Source organism: Streptomyces spinoverrucosus, from assembly GCF_006539505.1.
Classification (GTDB): Bacteria; Actinomycetota; Actinomycetes; order Streptomycetales; family Streptomycetaceae; genus Streptomyces; species Streptomyces spinoverrucosus.
Window position 1 is genome coordinate 41192 of the sequence record NZ_BJND01000038.1, and the last position, 24218, is coordinate 65409.

At 71.1% G+C, this 24218-nt stretch carries 22 protein-coding genes; 11 read left to right on the forward strand and 11 right to left on the reverse strand.

Going from position 1 to position 24218, the window contains the following annotated elements; genetic code table 11:
* Positions 1–58: 58 nt before the first annotated feature.
* From sepX to galU, 6 genes are all read right to left on the reverse strand, one after another.
* Positions 59–1291, reverse strand: coding sequence for a divisome protein SepX/GlpR (gene sepX, locus SSP24_RS24860; RefSeq protein ID WP_141311913.1), 1233 nt, complete (start codon positions 1289–1291; stop codon positions 59–61).
* Positions 1292–1474: 183 nt separating this feature from the next.
* Entirely contained in the window at positions 1475–2092 is a 618-nt protein-coding gene (locus SSP24_RS24865) for a GNAT family N-acetyltransferase (protein ID WP_229864929.1), read from the reverse strand.
* Between the two features lie 26 nt (positions 2093–2118).
* Positions 2119–2655, reverse strand: a complete 537-nt coding sequence (locus SSP24_RS24870) for a MogA/MoaB family molybdenum cofactor biosynthesis protein (protein ID WP_141311915.1) — start codon at positions 2653–2655, stop codon at positions 2119–2121.
* Positions 2652–3164: a cyclic pyranopterin monophosphate synthase MoaC gene (moaC, locus tag SSP24_RS24875; protein WP_141311916.1), complete on the reverse strand. Its 513-nt coding sequence runs from the start codon at positions 3162–3164 to the stop codon at positions 2652–2654. Before moaC ends, SSP24_RS24870 begins: the two co-directional genes overlap by 4 nt.
* 83 nt (positions 3165–3247) lie before the next feature.
* The gene (glp, locus tag SSP24_RS24880) at positions 3248–4570 is read right to left on the reverse strand and encodes a molybdotransferase-like divisome protein Glp (protein WP_141311917.1); all 1323 of its coding nucleotides are present in this window, start codon (positions 4568–4570) and stop codon (positions 3248–3250) included.
* Positions 4571–4574: 4 nt separating this feature from the next.
* Positions 4575–5477: a UTP--glucose-1-phosphate uridylyltransferase GalU gene (galU, locus tag SSP24_RS24885; RefSeq protein ID WP_141311918.1), complete on the reverse strand. Its 903-nt coding sequence runs from the start codon at positions 5475–5477 to the stop codon at positions 4575–4577.
* A 94-nt stretch (positions 5478–5571) separates the two neighbouring features.
* Here galU and SSP24_RS24890 point away from each other — a divergent pair, with 94 nt between their 5' ends.
* Entirely contained in the window at positions 5572–6198 is a 627-nt protein-coding gene (locus SSP24_RS24890; RefSeq protein ID WP_141311919.1) for a 5-formyltetrahydrofolate cyclo-ligase, read from the forward strand.
* A 70-nt stretch (positions 6199–6268) separates the two neighbouring features.
* Here the strand turns inward: SSP24_RS24890 and SSP24_RS24895 are convergent, their stop codons facing one another.
* On the reverse strand, positions 6269–9070 hold the full coding sequence (locus SSP24_RS24895; protein ID WP_141311920.1) for a penicillin acylase family protein: 2802 nt from the start codon (positions 9068–9070) through the stop codon (positions 6269–6271).
* A gap of 179 nt (positions 9071–9249) precedes the next feature.
* On the opposite strand from SSP24_RS24895, the gene SSP24_RS24900 reads away from it, so the two are divergent.
* The 6 genes from SSP24_RS24900 to mscL all read left to right on the forward strand — a co-directional run bounded on the left by SSP24_RS24900 (position 9250) and on the right by mscL (position 15022).
* Positions 9250–10791, forward strand: a complete 1542-nt coding sequence (locus SSP24_RS24900; protein ID WP_141311921.1) for a potassium/proton antiporter — start codon at positions 9250–9252, stop codon at positions 10789–10791.
* Between the two features lie 303 nt (positions 10792–11094).
* Positions 11095–12369: an MFS transporter gene (locus tag SSP24_RS24905; protein WP_141311922.1), complete on the forward strand. Its 1275-nt coding sequence runs from the start codon at positions 11095–11097 to the stop codon at positions 12367–12369.
* 67 nt (positions 12370–12436) lie between these two features.
* Positions 12437–12745: an FmdB family zinc ribbon protein gene (locus tag SSP24_RS24910; protein WP_141311923.1), complete on the forward strand. Its 309-nt coding sequence runs from the start codon at positions 12437–12439 to the stop codon at positions 12743–12745.
* Between the two features lie 114 nt (positions 12746–12859).
* Positions 12860–13693 (forward strand): S-methyl-5'-thioadenosine phosphorylase, encoded by an 834-nt coding sequence (locus SSP24_RS24915; protein WP_141311924.1) that lies wholly within the window; start codon positions 12860–12862, stop codon positions 13691–13693.
* A gap of 174 nt (positions 13694–13867) precedes the next feature.
* Positions 13868–14434: a hypothetical protein gene (locus tag SSP24_RS24920; protein WP_141311925.1), complete on the forward strand. Its 567-nt coding sequence runs from the start codon at positions 13868–13870 to the stop codon at positions 14432–14434.
* Between the two features lie 129 nt (positions 14435–14563).
* Positions 14564–15022, forward strand: a complete 459-nt coding sequence (gene mscL / locus SSP24_RS24925) for a large conductance mechanosensitive channel protein MscL (protein WP_141311926.1) — start codon at positions 14564–14566, stop codon at positions 15020–15022.
* Between the two features lie 4 nt (positions 15023–15026).
* Here the strand turns inward: mscL and SSP24_RS24930 are convergent, their stop codons facing one another.
* Positions 15027–15212 carry a hypothetical protein gene (locus SSP24_RS24930; RefSeq protein ID WP_141311927.1) on the reverse strand — a complete coding sequence of 62 codons (186 nt, stop codon included), beginning with the start codon at positions 15210–15212 and terminating at the stop codon, positions 15027–15029.
* Between the two features lie 119 nt (positions 15213–15331).
* Between SSP24_RS24930 and SSP24_RS24935 the strand changes: the two genes are divergently transcribed.
* The 4 genes from SSP24_RS24935 to SSP24_RS24950 all read left to right on the forward strand — a co-directional run bounded on the left by SSP24_RS24935 (position 15332) and on the right by SSP24_RS24950 (position 20012).
* Positions 15332–16570, forward strand: a complete 1239-nt coding sequence (locus SSP24_RS24935) for a low temperature requirement protein A (protein ID WP_141311928.1) — start codon at positions 15332–15334, stop codon at positions 16568–16570.
* A 49-nt stretch (positions 16571–16619) separates the two neighbouring features.
* Positions 16620–17660: a P1 family peptidase gene (locus SSP24_RS24940; protein WP_141311929.1), complete on the forward strand. Its 1041-nt coding sequence runs from the start codon at positions 16620–16622 to the stop codon at positions 17658–17660.
* A 161-nt stretch (positions 17661–17821) separates the two neighbouring features.
* Entirely contained in the window at positions 17822–19048 is a 1227-nt protein-coding gene (locus SSP24_RS24945) for a L,D-transpeptidase (protein ID WP_141311930.1), read from the forward strand.
* Between the two features lie 217 nt (positions 19049–19265).
* Positions 19266–20012 (forward strand): DUF6227 family protein, encoded by a 747-nt coding sequence (locus SSP24_RS24950; RefSeq protein WP_141311931.1) that lies wholly within the window; start codon positions 19266–19268, stop codon positions 20010–20012.
* Between the two features lie 100 nt (positions 20013–20112).
* Here the strand turns inward: SSP24_RS24950 and SSP24_RS24955 are convergent, their stop codons facing one another.
* From SSP24_RS24955 to SSP24_RS24965, 3 genes are all read right to left on the reverse strand, one after another.
* Positions 20113–22212, reverse strand: coding sequence for a PTS fructose transporter subunit IIABC (locus SSP24_RS24955; RefSeq protein ID WP_141311932.1), 2100 nt, complete (start codon positions 22210–22212; stop codon positions 20113–20115).
* Positions 22213–22381: 169 nt separating this feature from the next.
* Entirely contained in the window at positions 22382–23329 is a 948-nt protein-coding gene (gene pfkB, locus SSP24_RS24960; RefSeq protein WP_141311933.1) for a 1-phosphofructokinase, read from the reverse strand.
* The gene (locus tag SSP24_RS24965; RefSeq protein ID WP_141311967.1) at positions 23326–24087 is read right to left on the reverse strand and encodes a DeoR/GlpR family DNA-binding transcription regulator; all 762 of its coding nucleotides are present in this window, start codon (positions 24085–24087) and stop codon (positions 23326–23328) included. The genes pfkB and SSP24_RS24965 overlap by 4 nt, the downstream gene beginning before the upstream one ends.
* Positions 24088–24218 lie beyond the last annotated feature (131 nt).

Sequence of the window (24218 nt, forward strand, 5' to 3'; positions counted from 1 at the left end):
CCCGATCGGTGTGCTTGGAAATCCGTTCCCGCTGGACGCGGGGCCGGGGCCCGGCCGCCTACTCGTTGGCCGCCCGCGGCCGCTCCCCGTCCTCGTACTGGTCGAACAGCGGCGTACGCCCCCGCTCCCGCGCCCGCCGTGCCGAAGCCGCCCGGCGCCGCGCGTCCCCGCGCCCCTCGCCGTCCGCCTCTCGGGTGTCCCCCGTGTCCGCCGCCTTCGCATCGGAGGCGGACGACGCGGATGCGGGCGCCCCGGAGCCCTGCTCCCGCGAGCCCGCGACCGCGTCCTGGTCCCGCGTCACCGGACTCGACCGTGCCGAACTCCACGCGTCCAGCGCCCCGAGATCCACATCCGGCGTCGCCCGCGGCGCGACCGGCGCCGTCACATACGTCGGCAACGGCACCGGCACGGGCTCCCAGCTCTCCCCGTGCCCGGGCCGCCGCTGCCGCTCGCGCTGCTGATCGACCCACTCGGCGTGATCGGTCTGCTCCACCAGCGCCCGCCGGTCCGCGGCCAGCGCCGACATCCCGGGGTCGGTCTCCGGCTCGGGTCCTTCCTCCGGTTCGTCGGCCTCGGCCTCGGCCGTCGGGTGCCGGCGCGGCTGGCGCGCCCGCTCGCGGAGCCGCTGGGCCGCGGCCTCGGCCCGGCGCCGGTCCATCTGGTAGGCGAACCGGCGGCGCTCCTGGGTGCGCAGATAGGCGATGTACCCGCTGAGCAGCACGGCGGGCACGCCGGGCGCCCAGAGGAACGCGAGCCCGCCGACGGCCGCGACGATCGCGCCGAGCGTGAAGGCGAGGAAGAGCATGATGGTGGTGCGCCTACGGCGCGCGAGCACCTTCGAGCGCTGGGCGCGCGCTGCGGCCGCCTCCGCGCCGGGGGCGCGACGGGCCGGGGGGATCGGCTTGCGCGGGGACGCGGACGCGTCCGGCCGTGCCGGGGCGGGGACGGTGCTGCGGGCCTCGGACGCCTGCCCGGTTCCCGACGCCGCCTCCATGGCACCGCTCACCTGAGGGCGCGTCGGAGGCACGGCGAAGGCCCGGACGTCCACCGAGTCGGTGACGGCGTCCGGGGCGTCGATTTCGGGCTCCCCCTCGTCGGCGGAGCGCGCCCGCAGGTCCTTGGCGTACCGGCGCTCCATGCCCGCCCGTCCGGACAGCAACCGGATGGCTGTGCTGAAGCGTTCCGTCGGACGGGCCTCGTTCAGCTCGTCCTGCCTACGGAGCCACATCGGCACCAAGTAGGCGGCCCAGGCCCCGACAATGACTGCGTAGATGAGGCCGCTGCTGCTCACGCCTCACACGGTAGAGGGGTTTGCGTGAGGCCATCTGCCAATTGAGCCGGTGTGTCGCACGATCTGGCTGATATTTCGAGCTTTTTTTGGGACCGATGCGATCAGCAGGCTGACGTGCCCGCGAATTCAATGGCCCGGACCGGTCAGGAACCGATCATTTTCGAACACGTATTCAATTTCGGGTTACGCGGGATTCCCGGGGGCGTTCTGCGAGGTGTTCCGCGTCCGGGTCCGGCGCCAGCGGGCCAGCAGTCCCTCGGGGACTTCTTCCGCCGTGAGCGCGAACACGAGATGGTCGCGCCAGGCGCCGTCGATGTGGAGATAACGGGGCCTGAGGCCCTCCTCGCGGAATCCGAGTTTCTCCACCACGCGACGGCTGGGCCCGTTCTCGGGGCGAATGCAGACCTCGATGCGGTGCAGGCCGACGGTGCGGAAACAGTGGTCGACGGCCAGTGCCACGGCCGTCGGCATCACACCCCGGCCGGCCACCGCCTCGTCCACCCAGTAACCGACGTGCCCCGAGCACATCGAGCCCCAGGTGATCCCGGCGACCGTCAACTGCCCGACCAGCCGCCCCTGGTACTCGATGACGAACGGCAGCATCCGGCCCGCATTCGCCTCGGACCGCAGATGACGGACCATCTGGCGGTACGTCGGCCGGTGCGCGATCGGCCCGCCGGGCGCGGGCGGCGGAATGGTCGCCTCCCAGGGGCGCAGCCAGTCCCGGTTGCGCCGGTTGACCTCACGCCAGGCCCGCTGGTCGCGCAGCTTTATCGGCCGGAGGACGACATCGCCCTCCACCAGTTGGACGGGCCAGGATGGGCTGTTCAGCTCGCACCCCCACTGCTGGGTCTGGGGTGGTCACCGCCGCGGATCTGGTCGACGGCGTGGATCAGCAGGGGCTCCAGAACGGCCAGGCCGTCCCGCACGCCGCCGGTGGAACCCGGCAGGTTGACGATCAGTGTCCGGTCCGCCACTCCGGCCAGGCCCCGGGAGAGCACCGCGGTGGGCACCTTGTCCCGGCCGTGAGCGCGGATCGCCTCCGCGATGCCCGGCACCTCGCGGTCGAGCACCGCGCGCGTGGCCTCGGGGGTGCGGTCGGTGGGTGAGATGCCGGTGCCGCCCGTGGTGACGATGACGTCGTACCCGGCCTCCACCCCCGCCCGCAGCGCGGCCTGGACGGGGTCGCCGTCCGGGACGACCTGCGGGCCGTCGACGGTGAAGCCGAAGCCCTTGAGGCCGTCGGCGATCAGCGGGCCGCCCTTGTCCTCGTAGACCCCGGCGGCGGCCCGGTTGGATGCGGTGATCACCAGCGCGCTGTACGGCGCGACCAGCGCGCCGCCGAGCGCCGCGTCGAGAGTCATGCCCGGCTCCAGTCGCCCGACTTGCCGCCCGTCTTCTCCTCCACCCGTACGTCCGTGATGACCGCTCCCTTGTCGACCGCCTTGACCATGTCGATCACGGTGAGCGCGGCGACGGAGACTGCGGTGAGAGCCTCCATCTCGACGCCCGTGCGGTCCGTCGTCTTCACCGTGGCCAGGATCTGCACGGCGTCGTCCGCTACCGACAGATCCAGTGTCACACCCGACACCGACAACGGGTGGCACAGCGGGATCAGATCCGGGGTGCGCTTGGCGCCCATGATCCCGGCGATCCGCGCGGTGGCGAGGGCGTCGCCCTTGGGGACCCCTGCGCCGCGCAGCAGCTCGATCACGCGGGGCGAGACGAGGACGCGTCCGCTCGCGCGTGCGGTGCGGGCGGTGACGTCCTTGCCGGACACGTCGACCATGCGGGCGGCGCCCGCGTCGTCGAGGTGCGTCAGTCGGTCCTGTGCGGGGGATCCGGGGGTCTCCCCCCGGGAAGGCACGGTCATGGTGTGGCGCTCCTGGTCCGGGCCCGTCGCGGTGCGGCGCGCGGGCCTGTTGTGCGCGACACGGTACCGCCAACCTGGGGCGCTCAGCCGAGCAGGACCACCTCGACCTCGGCACCGGGCTCGACGCTCTCCACGTCCTCCGGTACGACGATCAGCGCGTCGGCGTGCGCCAGGGCGGCGACCAGATGGGATCCGGCCCCGCCGACCGGCGTCACCCGGCCGTCGGCGTAGCTGCCGCGCAGGAACTGCCTGCGTCCCTTCGGCGAGGTCAGCGGCTCGTCGGCGGTCAGGGTGGCGCGGGTGCGCGGACGGTGGACGTCCGTCAGCCCCATGAGGGTGCGGATCGCGGGGCGGACGAACAGCTCGAAGGAGACGTACGACGACACCGGGTTGCCGGGGAGGGCCAGCAGGGGGGTGTGGTCGGGGCCGATGGAGCCGAAGCCCTGGGGCTTGCCGGGCTGCATGGCGATCTTGCGGAACTCGATGCCGCTGCCCGGCACGTCCTGGTCGCCGACGTGCGACAGGGCCTCCTTGACGACGTCGTACGCCCCGACGCTGACGCCGCCCGTGGTGACCATCAGGTCGGCGCGCACGAGCTGGTCCTCGATGGTGGTGCGCAGGGTCTCGGCGTCGTCGGCGACGGCGCCCACCCGGTAGGCGATGGCGCCGGCGTCGCGGGCGGCCGCGGTGAGGGCGAAGCTGTTGGAGTCGTAGATCTGGCCGCGGCCCAGTTCCTCGCCGGGCTGGACGAGTTCGCTGCCGGTGGAAAGCACCACCACGCGCGGGCGGGGGCGTACGCGTACCGTGCCGCGGCCGATCGCGGCGAGCAGCGCGATCTGCGGCGGGCCGAGGACGGTGCCCGCTTCCAGGGCGCGATCACCGGCCTTGACGTCGCTGCCCTTCGCGCGTACGTGCGCGCGTGCCTCGGCCGGCCGGTGCACGCGCACCTGCCCGGAGGCGCCCTCGGGGCCGAGGCTGCGGGCCCGCATGCCGGTGACGGGGCCCTCTCCGAGGCCGCCGTCGGTCCACTCCACGGGCACCACGGTCTCGGCGCCGGGCGGCAGCGGGGCGCCGGTCATGATGCGGGCGGCCTGGCCGGGGCCCACGGTCCGCAGCTCGGCCTGGCCCGCCGCGACGTCCCCGACGACCTCCAGGACCGCCGGGAACTCCTCGCTCGCGCCCGCGACATCCGCGACCCGTACCGCGTACCCGTCCATGGAGCTGTTGTCGAACGGCGGCAGGGACACCGGCACCGTGACGTCGTCGACCAGGAGGCAGCCCTGGGCGTCGAGCAGTTGCAGCTCGATGGGTTCGAGGGGGCGGACGGTGTCGAGGATGTCCTCCAGGTGTTCGTCCACCGACCACAGGTGGTCCTGGCCGGTGGCGCGGGGCGCGGCGGTGCTCACGTGGCTACATCTCCTCGGTGACGTAACTGCGAAGCCAGGTCCGGAACTCCGGGCCCAGGTCTTCACGTTCGCACGCGAGTCTGACAATGGCACGCAGGTAGTCGCCGCGGTCGCCGGTGTCATAGCGGCGGCCCTTGAAGACGACGCCGTGCACCGGGCCGCCGACCTTCTCGTCGGCGGCGAGCTGCTGGAGGGCGTCGGTGATCTGGATCTCGCCGCCGCGGCCGGGCTCCGTCTTGCGCAGTATGTCGAAGATGCCCGGGTCGAGGACGTAGCGGCCGATGATGGCGTAGTTGGACGGGGCGTCGGCCGCGTCCGGCTTCTCGACCAGGTCGCTCACCTTGACGACGTCGCTGTCCTCGGTGGTCTCGACGGCCGCGCAGCCGTAGAGGTGGATCTGCTCGGGCGCCACCTCCATGAGCGCGATCACGCTGCCGCCGTGCTGCTCCTGCACCTCGATCATGCGCTTGAGGAGCGGGTCGCGCGGGTCGATCAGGTCGTCACCGAGGAGCACCGCGAAGGGCTCGTCGCCGACATGGGGAGCCGCGCACAGGACGGCGTGACCCAGTCCCCTGGGGTCGCCCTGGCGCACGTAGTGCATGGTCGCGAGGTCGCTCGACTCCTGGACCTTGGCGAGCCGCTCGGCGTCGCCCTTCTTCTCCAGAGCCGACTCGAGCTCATAGTTGCGGTCGAAGTGGTCCTCAAGGGGGCGCTTGTTGCGACCTGTGATCATGAGGACGTCGTCGAGACCGGCCGAGACGGCCTCCTCGACCACGTACTGGATCGCGGGCTTGTCCACGACCGGCAGCATCTCCTTGGGAGTGGCTTTGGTGGCCGGCAGGAACCGGGTGCCGAGGCCTGCTGCGGGAATGACAGCCTTGTTGATCCGTGGTTGCGCCTGAGTCATGCCCGCAACCATATCCGGTGCCTTTGTGGGGATTCCTCGGCTCCGGTCAGTACACGCTCATATGAGCATGTGAATTACAGTACGGGAGCGACGGATGGGTCACCTCGGACGCACGGGCGAGCCTGACAAGCGCACATTGCGGCGAGAACTCCTCGCGGTGAGAAACAGGTTGCCCGCAGATGACATGCAGGCAGCCGCGGCCGCATTCGCCGAGCACGCGCTCGAACTGCGCGAGCTGGCGCACGCGCGCACCGTGGCGGCGTACGTATCCGTGGGCAGCGAGCCCGGCACGCTCGCGCTGCTCGACGCGCTGCACGCGCGCGGGGTACGCGTCCTGCTTCCGGTGCTTCTGCCCGACAACGACCTCGACTGGGGCATCTACTCCGGGAGGGACTCCCTTGGGCGCGTCCAACACGCCGGGAAGATGCCCCTTTTGGAGCCCGTCGGCGAGCGGCTCGGCCCGGACGCCGTGACCGGCGCCGACGCCGTGCTGCTGCCCGGGCTCGCGGTCGACGCGCGCGGGATGCGGCTGGGGCGCGGCGGAGGGTCGTACGACCGGGTGCTGGCGCGTCTGGAGCGCGCGGGCGCCCGTCCCGCGCTGGTGGTGCTGCTGTACGACACGGAGGTCGTCGCGCGCGTCCCGGCCGAGCCGCACGACCGGCCGGTGCACGCGGTGGTGACGCCGTCGGGAGTGCGCCGCTTCCAGGGCTCCGGGATGTGAGGCCCGTCAGGCGAAAGGGCCCTCCACGCGCGCGTGGAGGGCCCTTTCGGGTTGTTCGCCGTCAGTCGGGTCAGGGCTTCAGGACCAGGGTGTCGCTCGTGCCCTTGTCGACCGCCTGCTTGGTGAACGACCAGTCCAGCAGCTCGCCCTTGGCCCACTTGTTGGTCTGGTCGGTGTAGTGGGAGCTGTAGGCGTGCCCGGAGGCGCCGGTGAGGTTGATCCACCTCGACTTGTCGAAGTCGTCGAGGTTGACCACCATTCGCATCGACGGCACCCACACGACGCCGTAGCCCCCGGCGGCGTTCCAGCCGGTCGCGTTGACCGTCGCCTCGCCGCCGCTGAGCTCCCAGGGGCCGCGGTTGAGGACGTACTGCAGGAAGCCGGGGCCGTCGGTGCCGAGGGTCTGGTTCTTCAGGAACAGGCGGTGCAGCCGGCCCCAGCTCCAGGTGTCGATGTCCTTGCCGAGCTTGGCGGTCAGCTCCCAGCGGGCGTCGATCATGGCGCGCTTGAACAGCTCGTCGCGGTTGTCGGCGGAGGGGCGGGTGCCCGACTTGGGGGTCGTCCACCAGTCGCTGTTCTCGTCGTCCATGAGGCTGCGCACCACCTCGAACCAGCGGTCGCCGCCGTCCGGCTGGGCCTGGTCCGCGTCGCGCTGGCCGCACTCGCGCACCCGCCGGTCCTCGTCCACCGGGCCGGTGGTGTTGACCGGCTCGACCCACAGGCACTGGCCCCTGACGCGCAGCTCCTTGGGCAGCTTGTTGCCGAACGCCAGCTTGAGGATGTTGCGCCAGACCGAGTTGAAGTAGGCGGCGGCCGCCGAGTCGGCGTCCTGGGTGTAGTCCCAGCCCTCCAGGAGCTTCTGCGCGTCGCGTACGTCCTTGTCGCCGACGTCGATCTTCAGCAGCTGGGGGACGAGCAGCTTGGCGATCTCGCTGCTGCTGTCCAGCTGCATCTGCCGCATGTCCTCGGTGGAGATCTTGCCGCCGCCCTTGATCTTCGACTCGATCAGGTCGGTGATCCGCTGACTGCGGGTGCCGTAGCCCCAGTCCGTGGTCAGCGTGTACGGGTAGTCCGTGCCGACGACGGCCTGGTTGGCGGTGACGATGTAGCCGCGCTGAGGGTCGTACTCGTAGGGCAGCTCGTCCTGCTCGATGTAGCCGGTCCAGCGGTACTTGGAGTCCCAGCCCGGCGCCGGGACGGAGCCGTCGTGGTCCTTCGCGCGCGTGGGGATCTTTCCGGGCAGCGTGTAGCCGATGTGGTTCTCGGTGTCGGCGTAGACGAGGTTCTGCGAGGGCACGTCGAACAGGGCTGCCGCGGCGCGGAAGTCCTCCCAGTCGGCCGCCTTGTTCATCGCGAAGACGGCCTCCATGGTGGTGCCCGGTTCCAGCGCGGTCCAGCGCAGGGCGATGCCGTAGCCGTCGCCGCGGTCGGGGGCGGCGGTGTCGACGGTGGCCTTCCTGCCGACCTTCACGAGCTCGCTGCTGCGGTCGGACAGCAGGGGCCCGTTGTTGGTCTCCCGGACCACGATCTTCTTTGACGCGCCGCCGGCGACCTTGATGGTCTCCTCGTACGTCGTGAAGGGCTTCACCTTGCCGTCGTAGAGATAGCCGTCGCCGGTGAGCTTCTCCAGATACAGGTCGGTGACGTCGACGCCGGAGTTGGTCATGCCCCAGGAAATGTCCTGGTTGTGACCGATAATCACACCGGGCATGCCCGCAAAGGTGTAGCCGGAGACGTCGTACTGGCACTTGCTGGAGACCGTGCGGCAGTGCAGGCCCATCTGGTACCAGACGGACGGCAGCGAGGCCGACAGGTGCGGGTCGTTGGCCAGCAGCGGCTTGCCGGTGATGGTGTGTTCGCCGCCGACCACCCACGAGTTGGAGCCGATGCCGTTGCCGTTCACGCCGACGGCCTCGGGCAGGTCCTCCAGCTCGTCGTAGAGGCCCGAGAGCTGGGTCTGGAGCGCCGAGGAGCCGGTGGACGAGGACGTGCCCGTAGAGGTGCCTGTGGACGTCCCTGTGCCGCCTGTGGAACCGCCGCTCGTGCCGTCCGTGGACGTGCCGCTCTCGCCGTCCGATGAGGCGCCGCCGTCGAACGTCTGGGTGAGTTCGTCGAACTGGCCCTGCTGGACGATGACCTGGTTCCGGTCGTACGGGTAGCGCGGGTACAGGTCGCCGATCTGCTTGGGGCCGAGGCGGCTGGTCATCAGGGCGCGGTCGATCTCGTCCTGCATGTTGCCGCGCAGGTCCCAGGCCATCGCCTTCAGCCACGCCACCGAGTCGACCGGGGTCCACTTCTCGGGCTTGTAGTCGTTGCTGAAGCCGAGCGCCGCGTACTCCACGGAGATGTCCTCGGCGCCCTTGCCGTCCAGGTAGGCGTTGACTCCCTTGGTGTACGCCTGGAGGTACTTCTTGGAGGCGGCGGACAGCTTGGTGTCGTATTCCTCCTGCGCGATGCGCCGCCAGCCCAGCGTGCGCAGGAACTCGTCGTTGTCGACCTGGCCCTTGCCGAACATCTCCGACAGGCGCCCGGCGGTCATGTGCCGGCGGACGTCCATCTCGTAGAACCGGTCCTGCGCCTGGACGTAGCCCTGAGCCATGAACAGGTCCTCGTCGGAGGAGGCGTAGACCTGCGGTATGCCGTAGCCGTCCCGCTTGACGTCGACGGGTGCGGTCAGGCCGGGCAGCGTGATCGAACCCTTGGTCTGCGGGAAGGAGGCACGCACCGTACTGATGGACCAGTACGCCCCACAGGCGGCGCCACCGACGATGGCCAGCACCAGCACGAGCACGATAAGTCGGGCTTTGCGCCCCTTCTTCCTGCCGGACTTGCCGGGCTGCTGACCCGTTGAGGCGGTGGTATTGGGGGGCATCGCTGTCCTTGCTGTCCTAACGCGAGCGGCAGGCGGTACTGGAGTGCTGGAGCAACCATAGGCGCAGGGCCCGGTGCGACTTGACGCGGAGTGGTGAACCAGCGCGGACTGACGTTCGATCTTGCCCGGGCGAATGTCAAGAAATCGTCAAGAGTTAGGTAAGGTAACGAAGTAACTGCATCAGGAAGGTCACCAGGAAAGGTCACCAGGAAAGGGAACGGCCGCTGAGTATCCACGACCTCAATGAACTTCTGCTCGTCTGCTCGCTCGTCCTGCTCGTCGCCGTGGCCGCGGTCCGGATCTCCTCGCGCAGCGGGCTCCCCAGCCTGCTCGTCTACCTGGGCATCGGCGTCCTCATGGGCCAGGACGGGATCGGCGGCATCCGCTTCGACAACGCCGAGCTGACCCAGGTCATCGGGTACGCCGCCCTGGTCGTGATCCTGGCCGAGGGTGGTCTTGGCACGAAGTGGAAGGAGATCAAGCCCGCCCTGCCCGCCGCCACGGCGCTGGCGCTGGCCGGGGTCGCGGTGAGCGTCGGGGTTACCGCGACGGCGGCGCACCACCTGGTCGGGCTGGAGTGGCGGCAGGCGCTCATCATCGGTGCGGTCGTCTCCTCCACGGACGCGGCGGCGGTCTTCTCCGTGCTGCGGAAGATTCCCCTGCCCGCGCGCGTGACGGGCACGCTGGAGGCCGAGTCCGGCTTCAACGACGCACCCGTGGTCATCCTGGTCGTCTCGTTCTCCATGGCCGGACCGTTCGAGCACTGGTCCGTGCTGGTCGGCAAGATCCTGCTGGAGCTCGCCATTGGTGCCGCCATCGGCATCGCCGTGGGCTGGCTGGGCTCGTGGGGGCTGCGGCACGTGGCCCTGCCCGCGTCCGGCCTCTATCCGATCGCCGTGATGGCGATCGCGGTCACCGCGTACGCGGCGGGCGCGCTGGCGCACGGCAGCGGCTTCCTCGCCGTCTACCTCGCCTCGATGGTGATGGGCAACGCGCGCCTGCCGCACTGGCCCGCCACGCGCGGGTTCGCCGAGGGAGTCGGCTGGATCGCCCAGATCGGCATGTTCGTCCTGCTCGGCCTGCTGGTCACCCCGCACGAGCTGGGCGTCGACATCCTGCCCGCGCTGGTCATCGGGCTGGTGCTGACCATGGTGGCGCGCCCGCTCAGCGTCGTGGTGTGTCTGCTGCCGTTCCGGGTGCCCTGGCAGGAGCAGGCGCTGATGTCCTGGGCCGGGCTGCGCGGCGCCGTGCCCATCATCCTGGCGACCATCCCCATGGTGAGCGGGGTGGAAGGCAGCCGTCACATCTTCAACATCGTCTTCGTACTGGTTGTCGTCTACACCCTCCTCCAGGGTCCGACCCTGCCGTGGCTCGCCCGCCTGCTGCGCCTGGGCGACGGCACCGAGGCCGCCGACCTCGGCATCGAGTCGGCACCCCTGGAGCAGCTGCGCGGGCATCTGCTGTCCGTCAGCATCCCGCGCGAGTCGAAGATGCACGGCGTCGAGATCAACGAGCTGCGGCTGCCCGCCGGGGCCGCGGTCACCCTCGTCGTCCGCAAGGGCACCTCGTTCGTGCCGCTGCCCACGACCGTGCTGCAGCGGGGCGACGAACTGCTCGTCGTCGCCACGGACCCGGTGCGGGACGCCGCCGAGCGGCGGCTGCGGGCGGTCGGGCGCGGGGGCAAGCTGGCCGGGTGGCTGGGGACGAACGGATCGACCTAGTCGCAGGTATCGGCGTAATCGCAGGTATCGATCAAATCGCAGGCATCGAGCAAATCGCAGGTGGTGCACCGTGTGGTGCTCGGTTTCACAGGCGCACCAGTCCTTCACCCCTGTACGATGCAGGCGTCACCCAGATCGAACCAACTCTGCCTGACGCAGAGCTGGCGCGACCGTATGGCGGCCGGAAACGCCCTTCGACGCAGTGGGCGCCGGTATCTACCGCAGTGCGCGCAAGAGGACAGCTCTCGGCACCCGGCCCACCACAAGCGGGCCGCGCTACCAGGCGGCAGAAAGGCAAGGGCCGTGGCGTCCACGGTCACCTCGTCGAAGACCTCTCGCCCGGGATACGGGCATCTGCTGCGCACCCGCGGCGCCTGGACGTTCCTGCTCCCCGGCTTCGCGGCACGCCAGCCGTTCGCGATGCTGACGATCTCCATCGTGCTGCTGGTGCAGCACACCACCGGCTCGTACGGCGTGGCAGGCGCCGCCGCGGCCGTCACAGGCGTCTCCATGGCGCTGTTCGCGCCGTACACCGGGCGTCTGGCGGACCGCTTCGGGCAGCGCGCCGTACTGATCCCCGGCGTGCTGGTGCACTCCCTCGCGGGCCTCACCCTGACGGCACTCGCGCTGGCGGAAGCCCCCCTGTGGGCGCTGTTCGTGGCGGCCGTCCCCACGGGTGCCTCGGTGCCGCAGATCGGCCCCATGGTTCGGGCCCGCTGGGGCGTGAAACTCCAGGGCTCCCCTCTGATGACCACCGCCGCGGCCTTCGAGTCCGTCACGGACGAGCTGACCTTCGTCGTCGGCCCGCTGCTCGCCACCGCCCTGTGCACCGCCGTGGACCCGGCGGCGGGCCTGGTGACCGAGGCCGCGCTGACCCTGGTCGGCGGTCTGCTGTTCGCCGCGCAGAAAAGCACCCAGCCGACGGTCACCACCGGCGGGCACGCGCGCGTGGAGCACGCCTCGGGGCTGCGCGTCCCCGGAGTGCGGGTGCTGGCCGTGGCATTCCTCGGCATCGGGTCCGTCTTCGGCGGCATGCAGGTCTCGCTGGCCGCGTTCACCGAGTCCATCGGCGAGCCCGGCCTGAACGGCGTCCTGTACGGGATCTTCGCCGCGGGCAACATGCTCTCCGGCATCGCGTGCGGCGCCATCGCCTGGAAGGCGGCCCCACAGCGACGCCTGGTCGTCGGCTACGGCGCCCTCGCCCTGGCCGCCGCCGGCCTGTGGGCCGCGCACTCCGTGCTGCTGCTCGCCGGGCTCGGCCTGCTGGTCGGCATGTGCATCGCGCCCGCCCTGATCACCGGCTACACCCTGGTCGAGAGCCTGGTCCCGGCCGGGGCGCGCACCGAGGCGTTCACCTGGCTGACCGGCGCGGTGGCGCTCGGACAGGCGGGAGCCGTCACGGTCGCCGGACAGCTGGAGGACCGCTTCTGGGACGGCGCCGGGTTCCTGGTCCCGCTCGGGGGCACGGCGCTCGCGCTGGCGACCCTGGTCGCGCTCAGGTCGCGCCTTGCCGTACGGCCCCGGAGCCGTACCGTCGCACGTGGCGTCGGTCACCGCACGGCGGTCGCAGTGGACTGATCCCGAGGAATACGTCACTATGGACCGTCGTTAGCACTCATCGAGTGAGAGTGCCAGGAGGAAGACAGTGCCGACCTACCAGTACCAGTGCACCGAGTGCGGCGAGGGCCTCGAGGCGGTGCAGAAGTTCACCGACGACGCCCTGACCGAGTGCCCCAGCTGCAACGGCCGCCTGAAGAAGGTGTTCTCCGCGGTCGGCATTGTCTTCAAGGGCTCCGGTTTCTACCGCAACGACAGCCGCGGCTCCTCGTCGAGCAGCTCGCCGGCGTCCACGAGCTCGTCCTCGTCGTCTTCCTCCTCTTCGTCCTCCTCGTCTTCGTCCTCGGACTCGAAGGCGCCGAGCGCGGGGACGTCGTCCAGCAGCACCGCCGCCTGAGGCACCCGCACACTCACGGGACCCCACCGTCGTACGACTGGTGGGGTCCTCGGTCTTTCCGGCTTTCCGGCACCGGCTCCTGCGGTCGCACCGGTGGCGGCTACTGTGCTGAGCATGGCGAACGCAGAGATCGGTGTAATCGGCGGCTCAGGCTTCTACTCGTTCCTCGACGACGTGACCGAACTCCAGGTGGACACGCCGTACGGGCAGCCCAGCGACTCCCTCTTCCTCGGCGAGATCGCCGGCCGGCGGGTCGCCTTCCTGCCCCGGCACGGGCGCGGCCACCATCTGCCGCCGCACCGGATCAACTACCGGGCCAACCTCTGGGCGCTGCGGTCGGTCGGCGTGCGCCAGGTCCTCGGGCCCTGCGCGGTGGGCGGGCTGCGCCCCGAGTACGGGCCGGGCACGCTGCTCGTCCCGGACCAGCTGGTCGATCGGACGAAGGCGCGGGTTTCGACGTACTTCGACGGACTGCCGCTGCCCGACGGCACCGTGCCGAACGTGGTGCACGTGTCCCTGGCGGACCCCTACTGCCCCACCGGACGGTCGGCCGTCCTGAAGGCCGCGCGCGGGCGTAACTGGGAGCCGGTGGACGGCGGCGCGCTCGTCGTGATCGAGGGGCCGCGCTTCTCCACCCGTGCCGAATCGTTGTGGCACCAGGCGCAGGGCTGGTCGGTGGTGGGCATGACCGGCCACCCCGAGGCGGCGCTCGCCCGTGAGCTGGAGCTCTGCTACACCTCGCTGAACCTCGTCACCGACCTGGACGCGGGCGCCGAGACCGGGGAGGGCGTCTCGCACGACGAGGTGCTGCGGGTGTTCGCCGCGAACGTGGACCGCCTGCGGGGTGTGCTGTTCGACGCGGTGGCGGCGCTGCCCGCGAACGAGGAGCGGGACTGTCTGTGCGTGAACGCGCTGGGTGGGATGGATCCGGGGTTCGAGCTGCCGTAGCGGAATCGTAGTGGCGGTAACAGCGACGTCTGTGGAAGGTCGGAAGCTGCGGAACGTCCCGTTCGGGTGAGGGAGTTGTCCACAACCCGTCGGTAGTACACGGGCCTCAGCGGGCGGCGGCGCGAAGCCTCATCGTGGGCTGCAACCGATCCGTCGTCACAGGTGGTGGTCCTCGTGTCCTTCGCTGCGTCCTCCGTACCGTCCTCCGCTCCGCGTCCTCCTCGCCCGCTCGGCACCGACGCGCCTCCGACCTGCGAGGTGCCGCACTTCGCTCCCGTTCGCGTGCGCGGCGGGCGGTATCAGCTACGCCGGTTCGTACGGCATCGGCGGCGGGCCCTGGCCGCCGGGCTCGCGATCACCGCCGCCGCGCTGGTGGCGGCCGGCCCGCGTGCCCCGGCCGACGCTCATCAGGGCGACCGGGCCCGCGGGCATCCTGTGGCGGACCGCGCTCCGGAGCGCCGGGCCGTGGAGCGGGTGTCCGCGCCCGTGCGGATCGCCGACGCGGCGACGGTGCGGCTGCTGCGCCCCGGTGACCGGGTCGACGTCGTCGCCGCCGAGGAGACGGCGACGGGCGGTGCGGCCGATGTGGTCGCGCGCGGTGCGCTGGTGACCAAGGTGCCCGAGCCGCTGGACGGCGAGGTCGACAGCGGGGCGCTGGTCGTGCTCTCGGTCCCGCGTGCCACCGCGGCGCGGCTGGCGGGCGCGAGCGCGACGGCTCGGCTGGCGGTGACGCTGTGCTGAGCCGGATCGTGCGTGACCTCCTGTCAAGTCCTTCGAAGGAAGGGCCCGATTGGACAGGGCGGCCGAGCGCTGACGTAGGTTGCGGAGCGGTCTGTTCCACAACGTGTGCGTCCGAGGGGTGGCTCCGAAGTGAGCGAGAAGAAGGAACCGAGCGTCTGGGAGGGCTTCAAGGTCTTCCTGATGCGCGGGAACGTGGTCGATCTGGCTGTGGCGGTGGTCATCGGTGCCGCGTTCACCAACATCGTGAACTCGGTGGTGAAGGGGGTCATCAATCCGCTGGTCGGAGCGATCGGCACCAAGAACCTCGATCACTACAGCTCGTGCCTGAGCCCGACGTGCGAAGGCGAGCAGGGCATTCAGATCCTGTGGGGCTCCGTCCTCGGCGCGACCCTCAGCTTCGTCATCACCGCGGCCGTCGTCTACTTCCTCATGGTCCTGCCGATGTCGAAGTACCTGGCCCGCGCGGAGGCGCGCCGCAAGGCGAAGGACGGGACGCACGAGGTCATCGAGGTGACCGAGCTGGAGGTGCTCAAGGAGATCCGCGACGCCCTGGTCGCACAGCGCGGCTCGGGGCCCAACCAGCCGTAACGGCTCAGATGTGGTGGGGCGGCTTCTCGTCGAGGAAGCGCTTCAGGTCGGCCGCGCTGTCGCCGTCGGTGGCCGGCCGCTCGCCCCATCCGCGGTCCGTGTCGTCCGAGGACTGCTCGTCCAGCGGATCGTCGAAGATCAACGCGACCTTGGGCCGCTCACGCGGCTCGGGGGCGGGGGAGGTACTCATGCCTCCAGGGTACGGGGCGGACACCCACGGACACCGGGGCCGAGGAGTCGGCGACCGAGGTATCCGGCTGATCCTCTCTTACCAAGATTTTCCGGCCGGTATCTGCTGTCCTAGGAATCATGACGTCCAGCCCGACTCCGCCGCCCGCCTCGTCCGACGCGTCGGCCCATCGGAGGCCGCTGCGCCCGCTCACTGCCCGCGGTCGCGACGAGGTGCACCGCGTCGCCACGCCGCTGGAGCTCTTCTTCGACCTGTGTTTCGTCGTGGCGATCGCGCAGGCGGGATTCCAGCTGGTGCACGCCGTCGCCGAGGCGCATGCCGGCGAGGGCATCCTCAACTACGCGATGGTGTTCTTCTCCATCTGGTGGGCCTGGATGAACTTCACCTGGTTCGCCTCTGCCTACGACAACGACGACGCCCTCTATCGCGTGGTCACCCTGGTACAGATCGCCGGCGTCCTCCTGCTCGCCGCCGGGGTCTCACGGGCCTTCGAGACCCACGACTTCCTGCTCGTCTGGCTCGGCTACGTGGTGATGCGGCTCGCCATGGCCACGCAGTGGCTGCGGGCCGCGCGATCCGCAGAGGGCGCGGAACGCACCACGGCACTGCGGTACGCCGGTGGTGTACTGCTCTGCCAGGTCGGCTGGATGGGGCTGGTGCTCTTCCCGGAGCCCGCACGCCCCTGGGTGTTCCTGGTGATGGTGATCGCCGAGCTGTGCGTGCCGCTCTACGCGGAGAAGGCCCGGCCGACGTCGTGGCATCCGCACCACATCGCCGAGCGGTACGGGCTGTTCACGATCATCGTGCTCGGCGAGACGATCGCCGCGGCCACGGTCGCCGTGAAGACGGGCGTCGACGAGAACGACGCGCTGGGCGAACTGCTGCCGATCGCGGCGGGTGGCCTGCTGATCGTGTTCTCCGCCTGGTGGATCTACTTCGTGGTGCCGATCCACGGGCGCCTGCGCTCCAGCCAGGAGGCGTTCGTGTGGGGTTACGGCCACTACCTGATCTTCGCCTCGGCGGCCGCGATCGGCGCGGGCCTGGAGGTGGCCGTCGAGCAGACGGTCGGCAAGGCGCACATCTCCACCCTGTCCGCGTCCGCCGCGGTGACCCTGCCGACGGCGCTGTACCTGCTCACCGTCTGGGCCCTGCACTCACGCCACTTCAAGAGGGGCATCGCCCAGCAACTCGTGCTGCCGACGGCGGCGTTGCTGGTGATCTGCTGCACCTTCCTGCGCGACTGGGCGGTCCTCGCTGCGGGCGTCGTATCGGCGCTGGCGGTGGTGACCGGGACGACCTTGACGGCACGCCTTACCGCCCGAGAGCACCGGACGCAGACGGGCACGCCGGCCGGTTGACTTGGAGCGTGCGCTGAGGAACGCCCGCTGGGGCAGGACACTGGTCTCCATGACAGTTGATGCTCTGACGGACGTGACCGGCCTGCGGGTGGGACACGCGACGCGCACAGGCGAAGGCTGGCTCACCGGCACCACGGTCGTTCTCGCACCCGAGGGCGGGGCCGTCGCCGCGGTGGACGTGCGCGGCGGCGGCCCCGGCACCAAGGAGACCGACGCCCTCGACCCGCGCAACGTGGTGCAGAAGGCCGAGGCGGTGGTGCTGACCGGCGGCAGCGCGTACGGGCTCGACGCGGCGTCGGGTGTGATGGCCTGGTTGGAGGAGCAGGGGCGCGGGGTGCGCGTCGGGCCGGATCCGGCGCATGTCGTGCCGGTGGTGCCCGCCGCGTGCGTCTTCGACCTGGGCCGGGGCGGCGACTTCCGGGCCAGGCCGGACGCGTCCCTCGGCAGGGCGGCCGTCGAGGCGGCCGCGGCGAGCGAGATCGGCGCTCCGGTACCGGAGGGCTGTGTGGGCGCCGGTACGGGTGCCGCGGTCGGGGCGATGAAGGGCGGGGTCGGCACCGCGAGCGTCGTCCTCGACTCGGGGATCACGGTGGCGGCGCTGGTGGTGGCCAACGCTGCGGGGTCGGTGCTGGACCCGGAGACGGGGGTGCTGTACGGGGAGTTGTTCCAGGGGCGTGTGAACTACCCCGATGCGCAGGTGCACGAGGCGGCACGCACGCGGCTCGCCGAGAGCGCGGCGAGGAACGCCCCGCCGCCGCTGAACACCACGCTCGCGGTCGTCGCAACGGACGCGGACCTGACCAAGGCTCAGGCGCAGAAGCTGGCGGGCACGGCACACGACGGCATCGCCCGCGCGGTGCGGCCGGTGCATCTGCTGCACGACGGCGACACGGTCTTCGCGCTGGCGACGGGTGCCCGCCCGCTCGACGCCGCGCAGCCGCTGGCGCTGAACGAGATCCTGGCGGCGGGCGCCGATGTGGTGACGCGCGCGATCGTGCGGGCGGTGCGGGCGGCCGAGTCGGTGAAGGGGAGGGGGGAGGGGGAGGGCGGGGGGTGGCCCTCCTACACGGAGCTGTACGGCGGGAGTTGAGCGGCCCGCCCCCGCTCCCCCGCGCCCGAGTTCGGCAATTGTCCCGGTTCTGTCACGTGATGGCGTCCCCGGCGAGTGGAGGGAACCCCACCGGTCCCGGTCCCCTCTTTCTCCACGCAACCGGAGCGGATCACCCACATCACATGAACATGGAGCAGCCCGTGACAACGCCGGACATAGCAACGCGGCGCACGCTGGGGGCCTGTGCCGCCCTGATGGTCGGCGCGCTCACCCTCACCGCCTGCGGCGGCAACGCCAAGGCCAGTAACGACGGCAAGGGCGGCGGTGGCGGTGGCGGCGAGGCGAAGACCTCGGCGGCGCGGATCGTCATCTCGGCCAAGGACGGTTCGACCGGCGCGTCGATCAACACGACGGGCGTGAAGGTCAGCGACGGGAAGCTGACCGAGGTGAAGATGACGGTGGCGGAGACGGGGCAGGCCGTGCCGGGGGCCATCTCCGCGGACGGGCGGAGCTGGAAGCCGAAGGAGCAGTTGGAGCGGGGGACGAAGTACGAGATCGCGGTGACCGCGAAAGACGCGAGCGGCAAGGCCAGCGCCGCCGACTCCACGTTCACGACCGTGACATCGGCGAACAGCTTCATCGGGACGTACACGCCGGACAACGGGACGACGGTCGGGGTCGGGATGCCGGTGTCGTTCACGTTCGACAAGGCGATCAGCGACAAGAAGGCCGTGCAGTCGCACATCACGGTCACGTCGAGCAGTGGCCAGAAGGTGGTGGGGCACTGGTTCGGGGCGCAGCGGCTCGACTTCCGGCCCGAGGAGTACTGGAAGGCGGGCTCCAAGGTCACGATGAAGATCGACCTGGACGGGGTGGAGGGCGCGAACGGCGTCTACGGGGTGCAGAAGAAGACGGTCACCTTCACGATCGGGCGCTCGCAGGTCTCCACCGTGGACGCGGGCACGCAGACCATGACGGTCGTGCGCGACGGAAGGACCTTCAAGACGGTCCCGATCTCCGCGGGCAGCCCGGAGTTCCCCACGTACAACGGGCAGATGGTGATCTCCGAGAAGGTGGCGGAGACGCGGATGGACAGCCGTACGGTGGGCCTCGCCGACGCGTACAACATCCCGAACGTGCCGCACGCGATGCGGCTGACCACGTCCGGTACGTTCATCCACGGCAACTTCTGGTACAAGAAGGCCAATCCGCCCTTCGGCCGTTTCGGCAGCAGCCACGGCTGTGTCGGGCTCCAGGACGTGGAGGGCGGGCAGGGGGACACTCCGGCCAAGTGGTTCTACGACAACTCGCTCATCGGGGACGTCGTGATCGTCAAGAACTCCGCCGACTCCACGGTGGCGCCGGACAACGGGCTCAACGGCTGGAACATGGCGTGGAGCGAGTGGCTCGCCGGGAGCGCCGACTGACGAACACCGGCCGGGATCCGTACGAACACCGGCCGGGAGATCCGTACGAAGGCCGTCCGGCCAGCGTTTTTTGACGGAGTGTCGGGTCGCGTGGGAACTTCTCGCGCGGCCCGGCCGTTTTCCCGGCGTACGTTTTCTCGGTTCCCGGACATGATGTCCGACCGAGGGGCTACGGTATGCACCCACAAGGTGACATGCAGCAACGCCGGGAGAAACCTTGAGCGTCCCGTACGAGACGGCAGCGTACGAACCACCCGACGCGCCCGAGTCTCCGGAGGAGCACCTCGCGCGCCTGCTCGGACGCGCCCTGAACTCGTTCGAGCTGCCCGACGAGACGATAGGGCGGCTCGACAGCGCCCTGGCGTACGACAGTTCGCTGCACTGCGCGCACCACAGCGCGGGCCTGCACCAGGAGACGTACCGGCACACCTGGCTGCTCGCCGACGGCTCGGCGCTCACCCTCTGGGAGCTCGTTCACAACACCACGCCGGGCGGCGTCCCGCAGCACGAGGTGTACGTCGACTCGGAGGAGTTGCGCGCCGCGGGCTCCCGGCTCGGGGTGCCGCCGGACACGCCGGACTTCGAACTGCCGGTGCCGGTGGAGCTGTCGTCGATCCCCATGCCACGGCACGCGTACGTGCCGGACGACTCGGCGGATCACGCCCGTCGGCTGCTGCGCCGGGCGGAGAACCCGGACCGGCCCGGCGCGCAGACGGCCGCGCTGCTCGCAACGGCGTGCGCCCACCAGATCACGCAGGCCTTCGGGCGCCCCTGCCGCGCGGGACGCGCGGCGCTGGGTTTCTCGCTGTACGAGCACGCGTTCCTGCTGTGCGACGGGCAGGAGATCTCCCTGTGGGAGGTCGAGCACACGGCCACGCCGGACGGACGGCACATGTGCGAGGTGTATACGACCGAGGACGCGGCTCGGGAGGCGATGGAGCGGAGGGCTGCGCAGCTGTCCTGAGGGCGGGGCGCGTACGCGTCGCGCACGCCGGGTCATGAACAAACAGCACGGTCCAGGACCGACCTCGGTCCCGGACCGCGCTGCTTTCCTCGCTCGGTGCCTACGCCGCCGCCACCGGCTGCTTCGGCTCCGTCGGCACCGCGACCGGCTCGGGCTCCTTCGCCCCGGGGGCCGGCTTGCGCAGGCCCTTGAGGAGGATGACCAGGCCTGCCGTGACCGCCGTACCGACCGCGATGGCCAGCAGGTACAGCAGCGGCTTGCCGATCAGGAAGGTGACCCAGATGCCGCCGTGCGGGGCGCGCAGGGTCGAGCCGAACGCCATGGTCAGGGCGCCGGTGACCGCGCCGCCCGCCATGGAGGCGGGGATGACGCGCAGCGGGTCGGCGGCCGCGAACGGGATCGCGCCCTCGGAGATGAAGGAGGCGCCGAGGACCCAGGCGGCCTTGCCGTTCTCGCGCTCGGCGCTGGTGAACAGCCGCTTGCGGACGGTGGTGGCCAGGGCCATGCCCAGCGGCGGGACCATACCGGCGGCCATCACGGCGGCCATGATCTTCATCGCCGAGTCGCTGGGCGCCGCGACCGAGATGCCGGCCGTCGCGAAGGTGTACGCCACCTTGTTCACCGGGCCGCCGAGGTCGAAGCACATCATCAGGCCGAGCAGCACGCCGAGCAGGATGGCGTTGGCGCCGGACAGGCCGTTCAGCCAGTCGGTGAGGGCCTTCTGGGCCTCGGCGATGGGCTTGCCGATGACCACGAACATCAGGAACCCGACGATCGCCGAGGAGATCAGCGGGATCACCACCACCGGCATGATGCCGCGCAGCACCGGTGGGATGTTGATGCGCTGGATGCCGAGGACCACGCCACCGGCGATCAGACCGGCGGCCAGACCACCGAGGAACCCGGCGCCGATCGTCAGCGAGATCGCGCCGCCGACGAAGCCGGGCACGAGGCCGGGCCGGTCGGCCATGCCGTAGGCGATGTATCCGGCGAGGACCGGGACGAGGAAGCCGAAGGCCGCGGCGCCGATCTGGAACAGCAGGGCGCCCCAGCTGTCGACCTGGCCCCAGTCGAAGTGCTCGGTGACGGACTTGGCCTCGTTGATCTGGTAGCCGCCGATCGCGAAGCCGAGGGCGATGAGCAGACCGCCCGCGGCGACGAACGGGACCATGTAACTCACGCCGGACATCAGCCACTTGCGGAGCTTGGTGCCGTAGCCCTCGCCGGGCTCACCGGCGCGCTCGACGGGGGTCCCGCCGGGCCGGGCGGCGGCCGTGACCTCGCCGCGCGCCGCCTTGCCGCGCACCTCGGCGATCAGCTCGGCGGCACGGTTGATGCCCGCCTTCACCCCGACGTCGACGGTGGGCTTCCCGGCGAAGCGGTCCTTCTCCCGTACGGGCAGATCGTGCGCGAAGATCACGCCGTCCGCCGCCGCGATGACCGCCGGGTCGAGCCGGTCGAAGCCGGCCGAGCCCTGCGTCTCGACGACGACCTCGACGCCGACCTCGCGGCCCGCGTTCTCCAGGGACTCGGCCGCCATGTAGGTGTGGGCGATGCCGGTGGGGCAGGAAGTGACGGCGACGATACGGAAGGGACGCTCGCCGTCCGAGCCGGTGCCGGAGTCGTCCGAGTCGGCGGACTCGGCGACGGTGGCACCCGTGGCGGCGTCGGCGGAGGCCGCCCCCGACGCCGCCACGGAGTCTGTGGAGCCCGCGGAAGCGGCCGACTCCGTGTCACCGGCGGTTGCGGCCGCCGGAGTCTCGTCCCCGCGGATGAGCGCCGCCGCGGTCCCCGCGTCCCCGACGGCCCGCAGCGCGTCGGTGAACTCGGTGTTCATCAGCTGCCGGGCCAGCGCCGACAGGATCCCGAGGTGGGCGTCGTCGGCGCCGGTGGGCGCGGCGATCAGGAAGATCAGGTCGGCGGGGCCGTCCGCCGCACCGAAGTCGATCCCGGCCGCGCTGCGCCCGAAGGCGAGCGTCGGCTCGGTGACGTGCTCGCTGCGGCAGTGCGGGATGCCGATGCCGCCGTCGAGGCCGGTCGGCATCTGCGCCTCGCGGGCGGCCACGTCGGCGAGGAAACCGTCCAGGTCGGTCACCCGGCCCAGGGCCACCATGCGTTCGGCGAGAGCGCGCGCCGCCGCTTGCTTGGTGTCGGCGGACAGGTCGAGGTCGACCAGGTCCGCGGTGATCATGTCGCTCATCGCGGGCTCCTTAGCACGCATATCGCCCGTGAGGTGGAGTGGGCGGGAGAGGGGACGGGGGTGTTGTGGGGGGTTGTGGGGAGTGCGGGGGTGAGGGAGAGGGGGCCGGGGGAGCCCCGCCGCACACCTGCCGTTTCGGGATACGCCGGACAAATCGCCGTACGCACGCTCATGAGACCGGCTCCTTCAGCTCGCGGTCAACCGGTACGTCGGAGGTGACCGTCACCGCGGCCGGGTCCAGGTCGCCCGGCGTCGGCATCACGCTGCCGGGCAGCTGGACGGCGGCCGCGCCGTGCGCGATGGCGGAGGCGAGGGCCTCCGGGCCGCTGCCGCCGGCGATCAGAAAGCCGGCGAGCGAAGAGTCACCGGCGCCGACGTTGGAGCGCACGACGTCGACGCGGGCGCTGCCGAACCAGGTGCCCGCGCCGTCCACGAGGAGCTGCCCGTCGGCGCCCAGGCTCGCCAGCACGGCGCGTGCGCCCCGCTCGCGCAACTCCTCGGCCGCCTTCATCGCGTCGCCCACCGTCGCCAGGGGCCGCCCGACGGCCTCGGAGAGTTCCTCGGCGTTCGGCTTCACCACGTCGGGCCGCTCCCGCAACGCCTCCAGCAGCGCACGCCCCGAGGTGTCCAGCGCGATCCGGGCGCCCCCGGCGTGCGCCCGCGCGACCAGCTCGGCGTACCAGGACGGCGCGAGGCCGCGCGGCAGGCTGCCGCAGCACGCGATCCAGTCGGCGTCCCGCGCTTGCGTGCGCACCGTGTCGAAGAGCAGCTCCTGCTCCCGGGCCGACAGTTCCGGCCCCGGCGCGTTGATCTTCGTGAGGACGCCGTCGGCCTCCGCGAGCGCGATGTTCGAGCGGGTGGCGCCCGCGATCGGGACCGGTGCGACCTCGATGCCCTGCGCGTCGAGCAGATCGGCGACGAGCGCGCCCGGCGCACCACCCAGGGGCAGCACCGCCACCGTGCGCCGTCCGGCGGCCGCGACGGCCCGCGAGACGTTCACGCCCTTGCCGCCGGGGTCCATGCGCTCGCCGGTGGCGCGGATGACCTCGCCGCGCTCCAGGGCGGGGACCTCGTAGGTGCGGTCGAGGGACGGGTTGGGGGTGACGGTGAGGATCATGCGCGCACTACTTCCGTGCCGCCGCGCTCGATGGCGGTGGCGTCTTCGGGGCTCAGCCCAATGTCGGTGATCAGCAGGTCCACATCGCTCAGGTCGCCGAAGCGGGCGAAGTGCTCCTGGCCGTGCTTGGAGGAGTCGGCGAGCAGCACCACGCGGCGGGCGGCGGCCAGGGCCGCGCGCTTGACGGCGGCCTCGGCGAGGTCGGGGGTGGTCAGGCCGTGCTCGATGGAGAAGCCGTTGGCCGCCACGAAGACGACGTCGGCGCGGATCTCGCTGTACACCCGCAGCGCCCAGGCGTCCACGGCGGCGCGCGTACGGTGCCGTACGCGGCCCCCGACGAGATGGAGCTGCATGCCCGGGTGGTCCGCGAGGCGGGCCGCGATCGGCAGGCTGTGGGTGACGACGGTGAGCGAGGCCTCCAGCGGGATGGCGGCGGCCAGCCGCGCCACCGTCGTACCGGCGTCGAGGATCATCGTGCCCTCGGTGGGCAGCTCGGCGAGGGCCGCCTTGGCGATGCGGTCCTTCTCGTCGGCGGCCGTGGACTCGCGCTCGGCGAGGTCCGGCTCGAAGTCGAGTCGGCCGACCGGGATGGCCCCGCCGTGCACCCGGCGGACGAGGCCGGCGCGGTCGAGGGCCTTCAGGTCGCGGCGGATCGTCTCCGCGGTGACCTGGAACTCCTCGGCCAGCGCCACCACGTCCACCCGGCCGCTGTCGCGGGCGAGACGGAGGATCTCCTGTTGCCGCTCCGGTGCGTACATGCCCGTTCGCCTCCGATCCATGCCCGAACGTGTGGTTTCACTTCGGAGGCTACGCCCGGATTTCCGGAAAGTAAACAGGCTCGGACCTCATTCGGACATGAACGGACCCGCCCTCAACGGAAGCGCAAGGT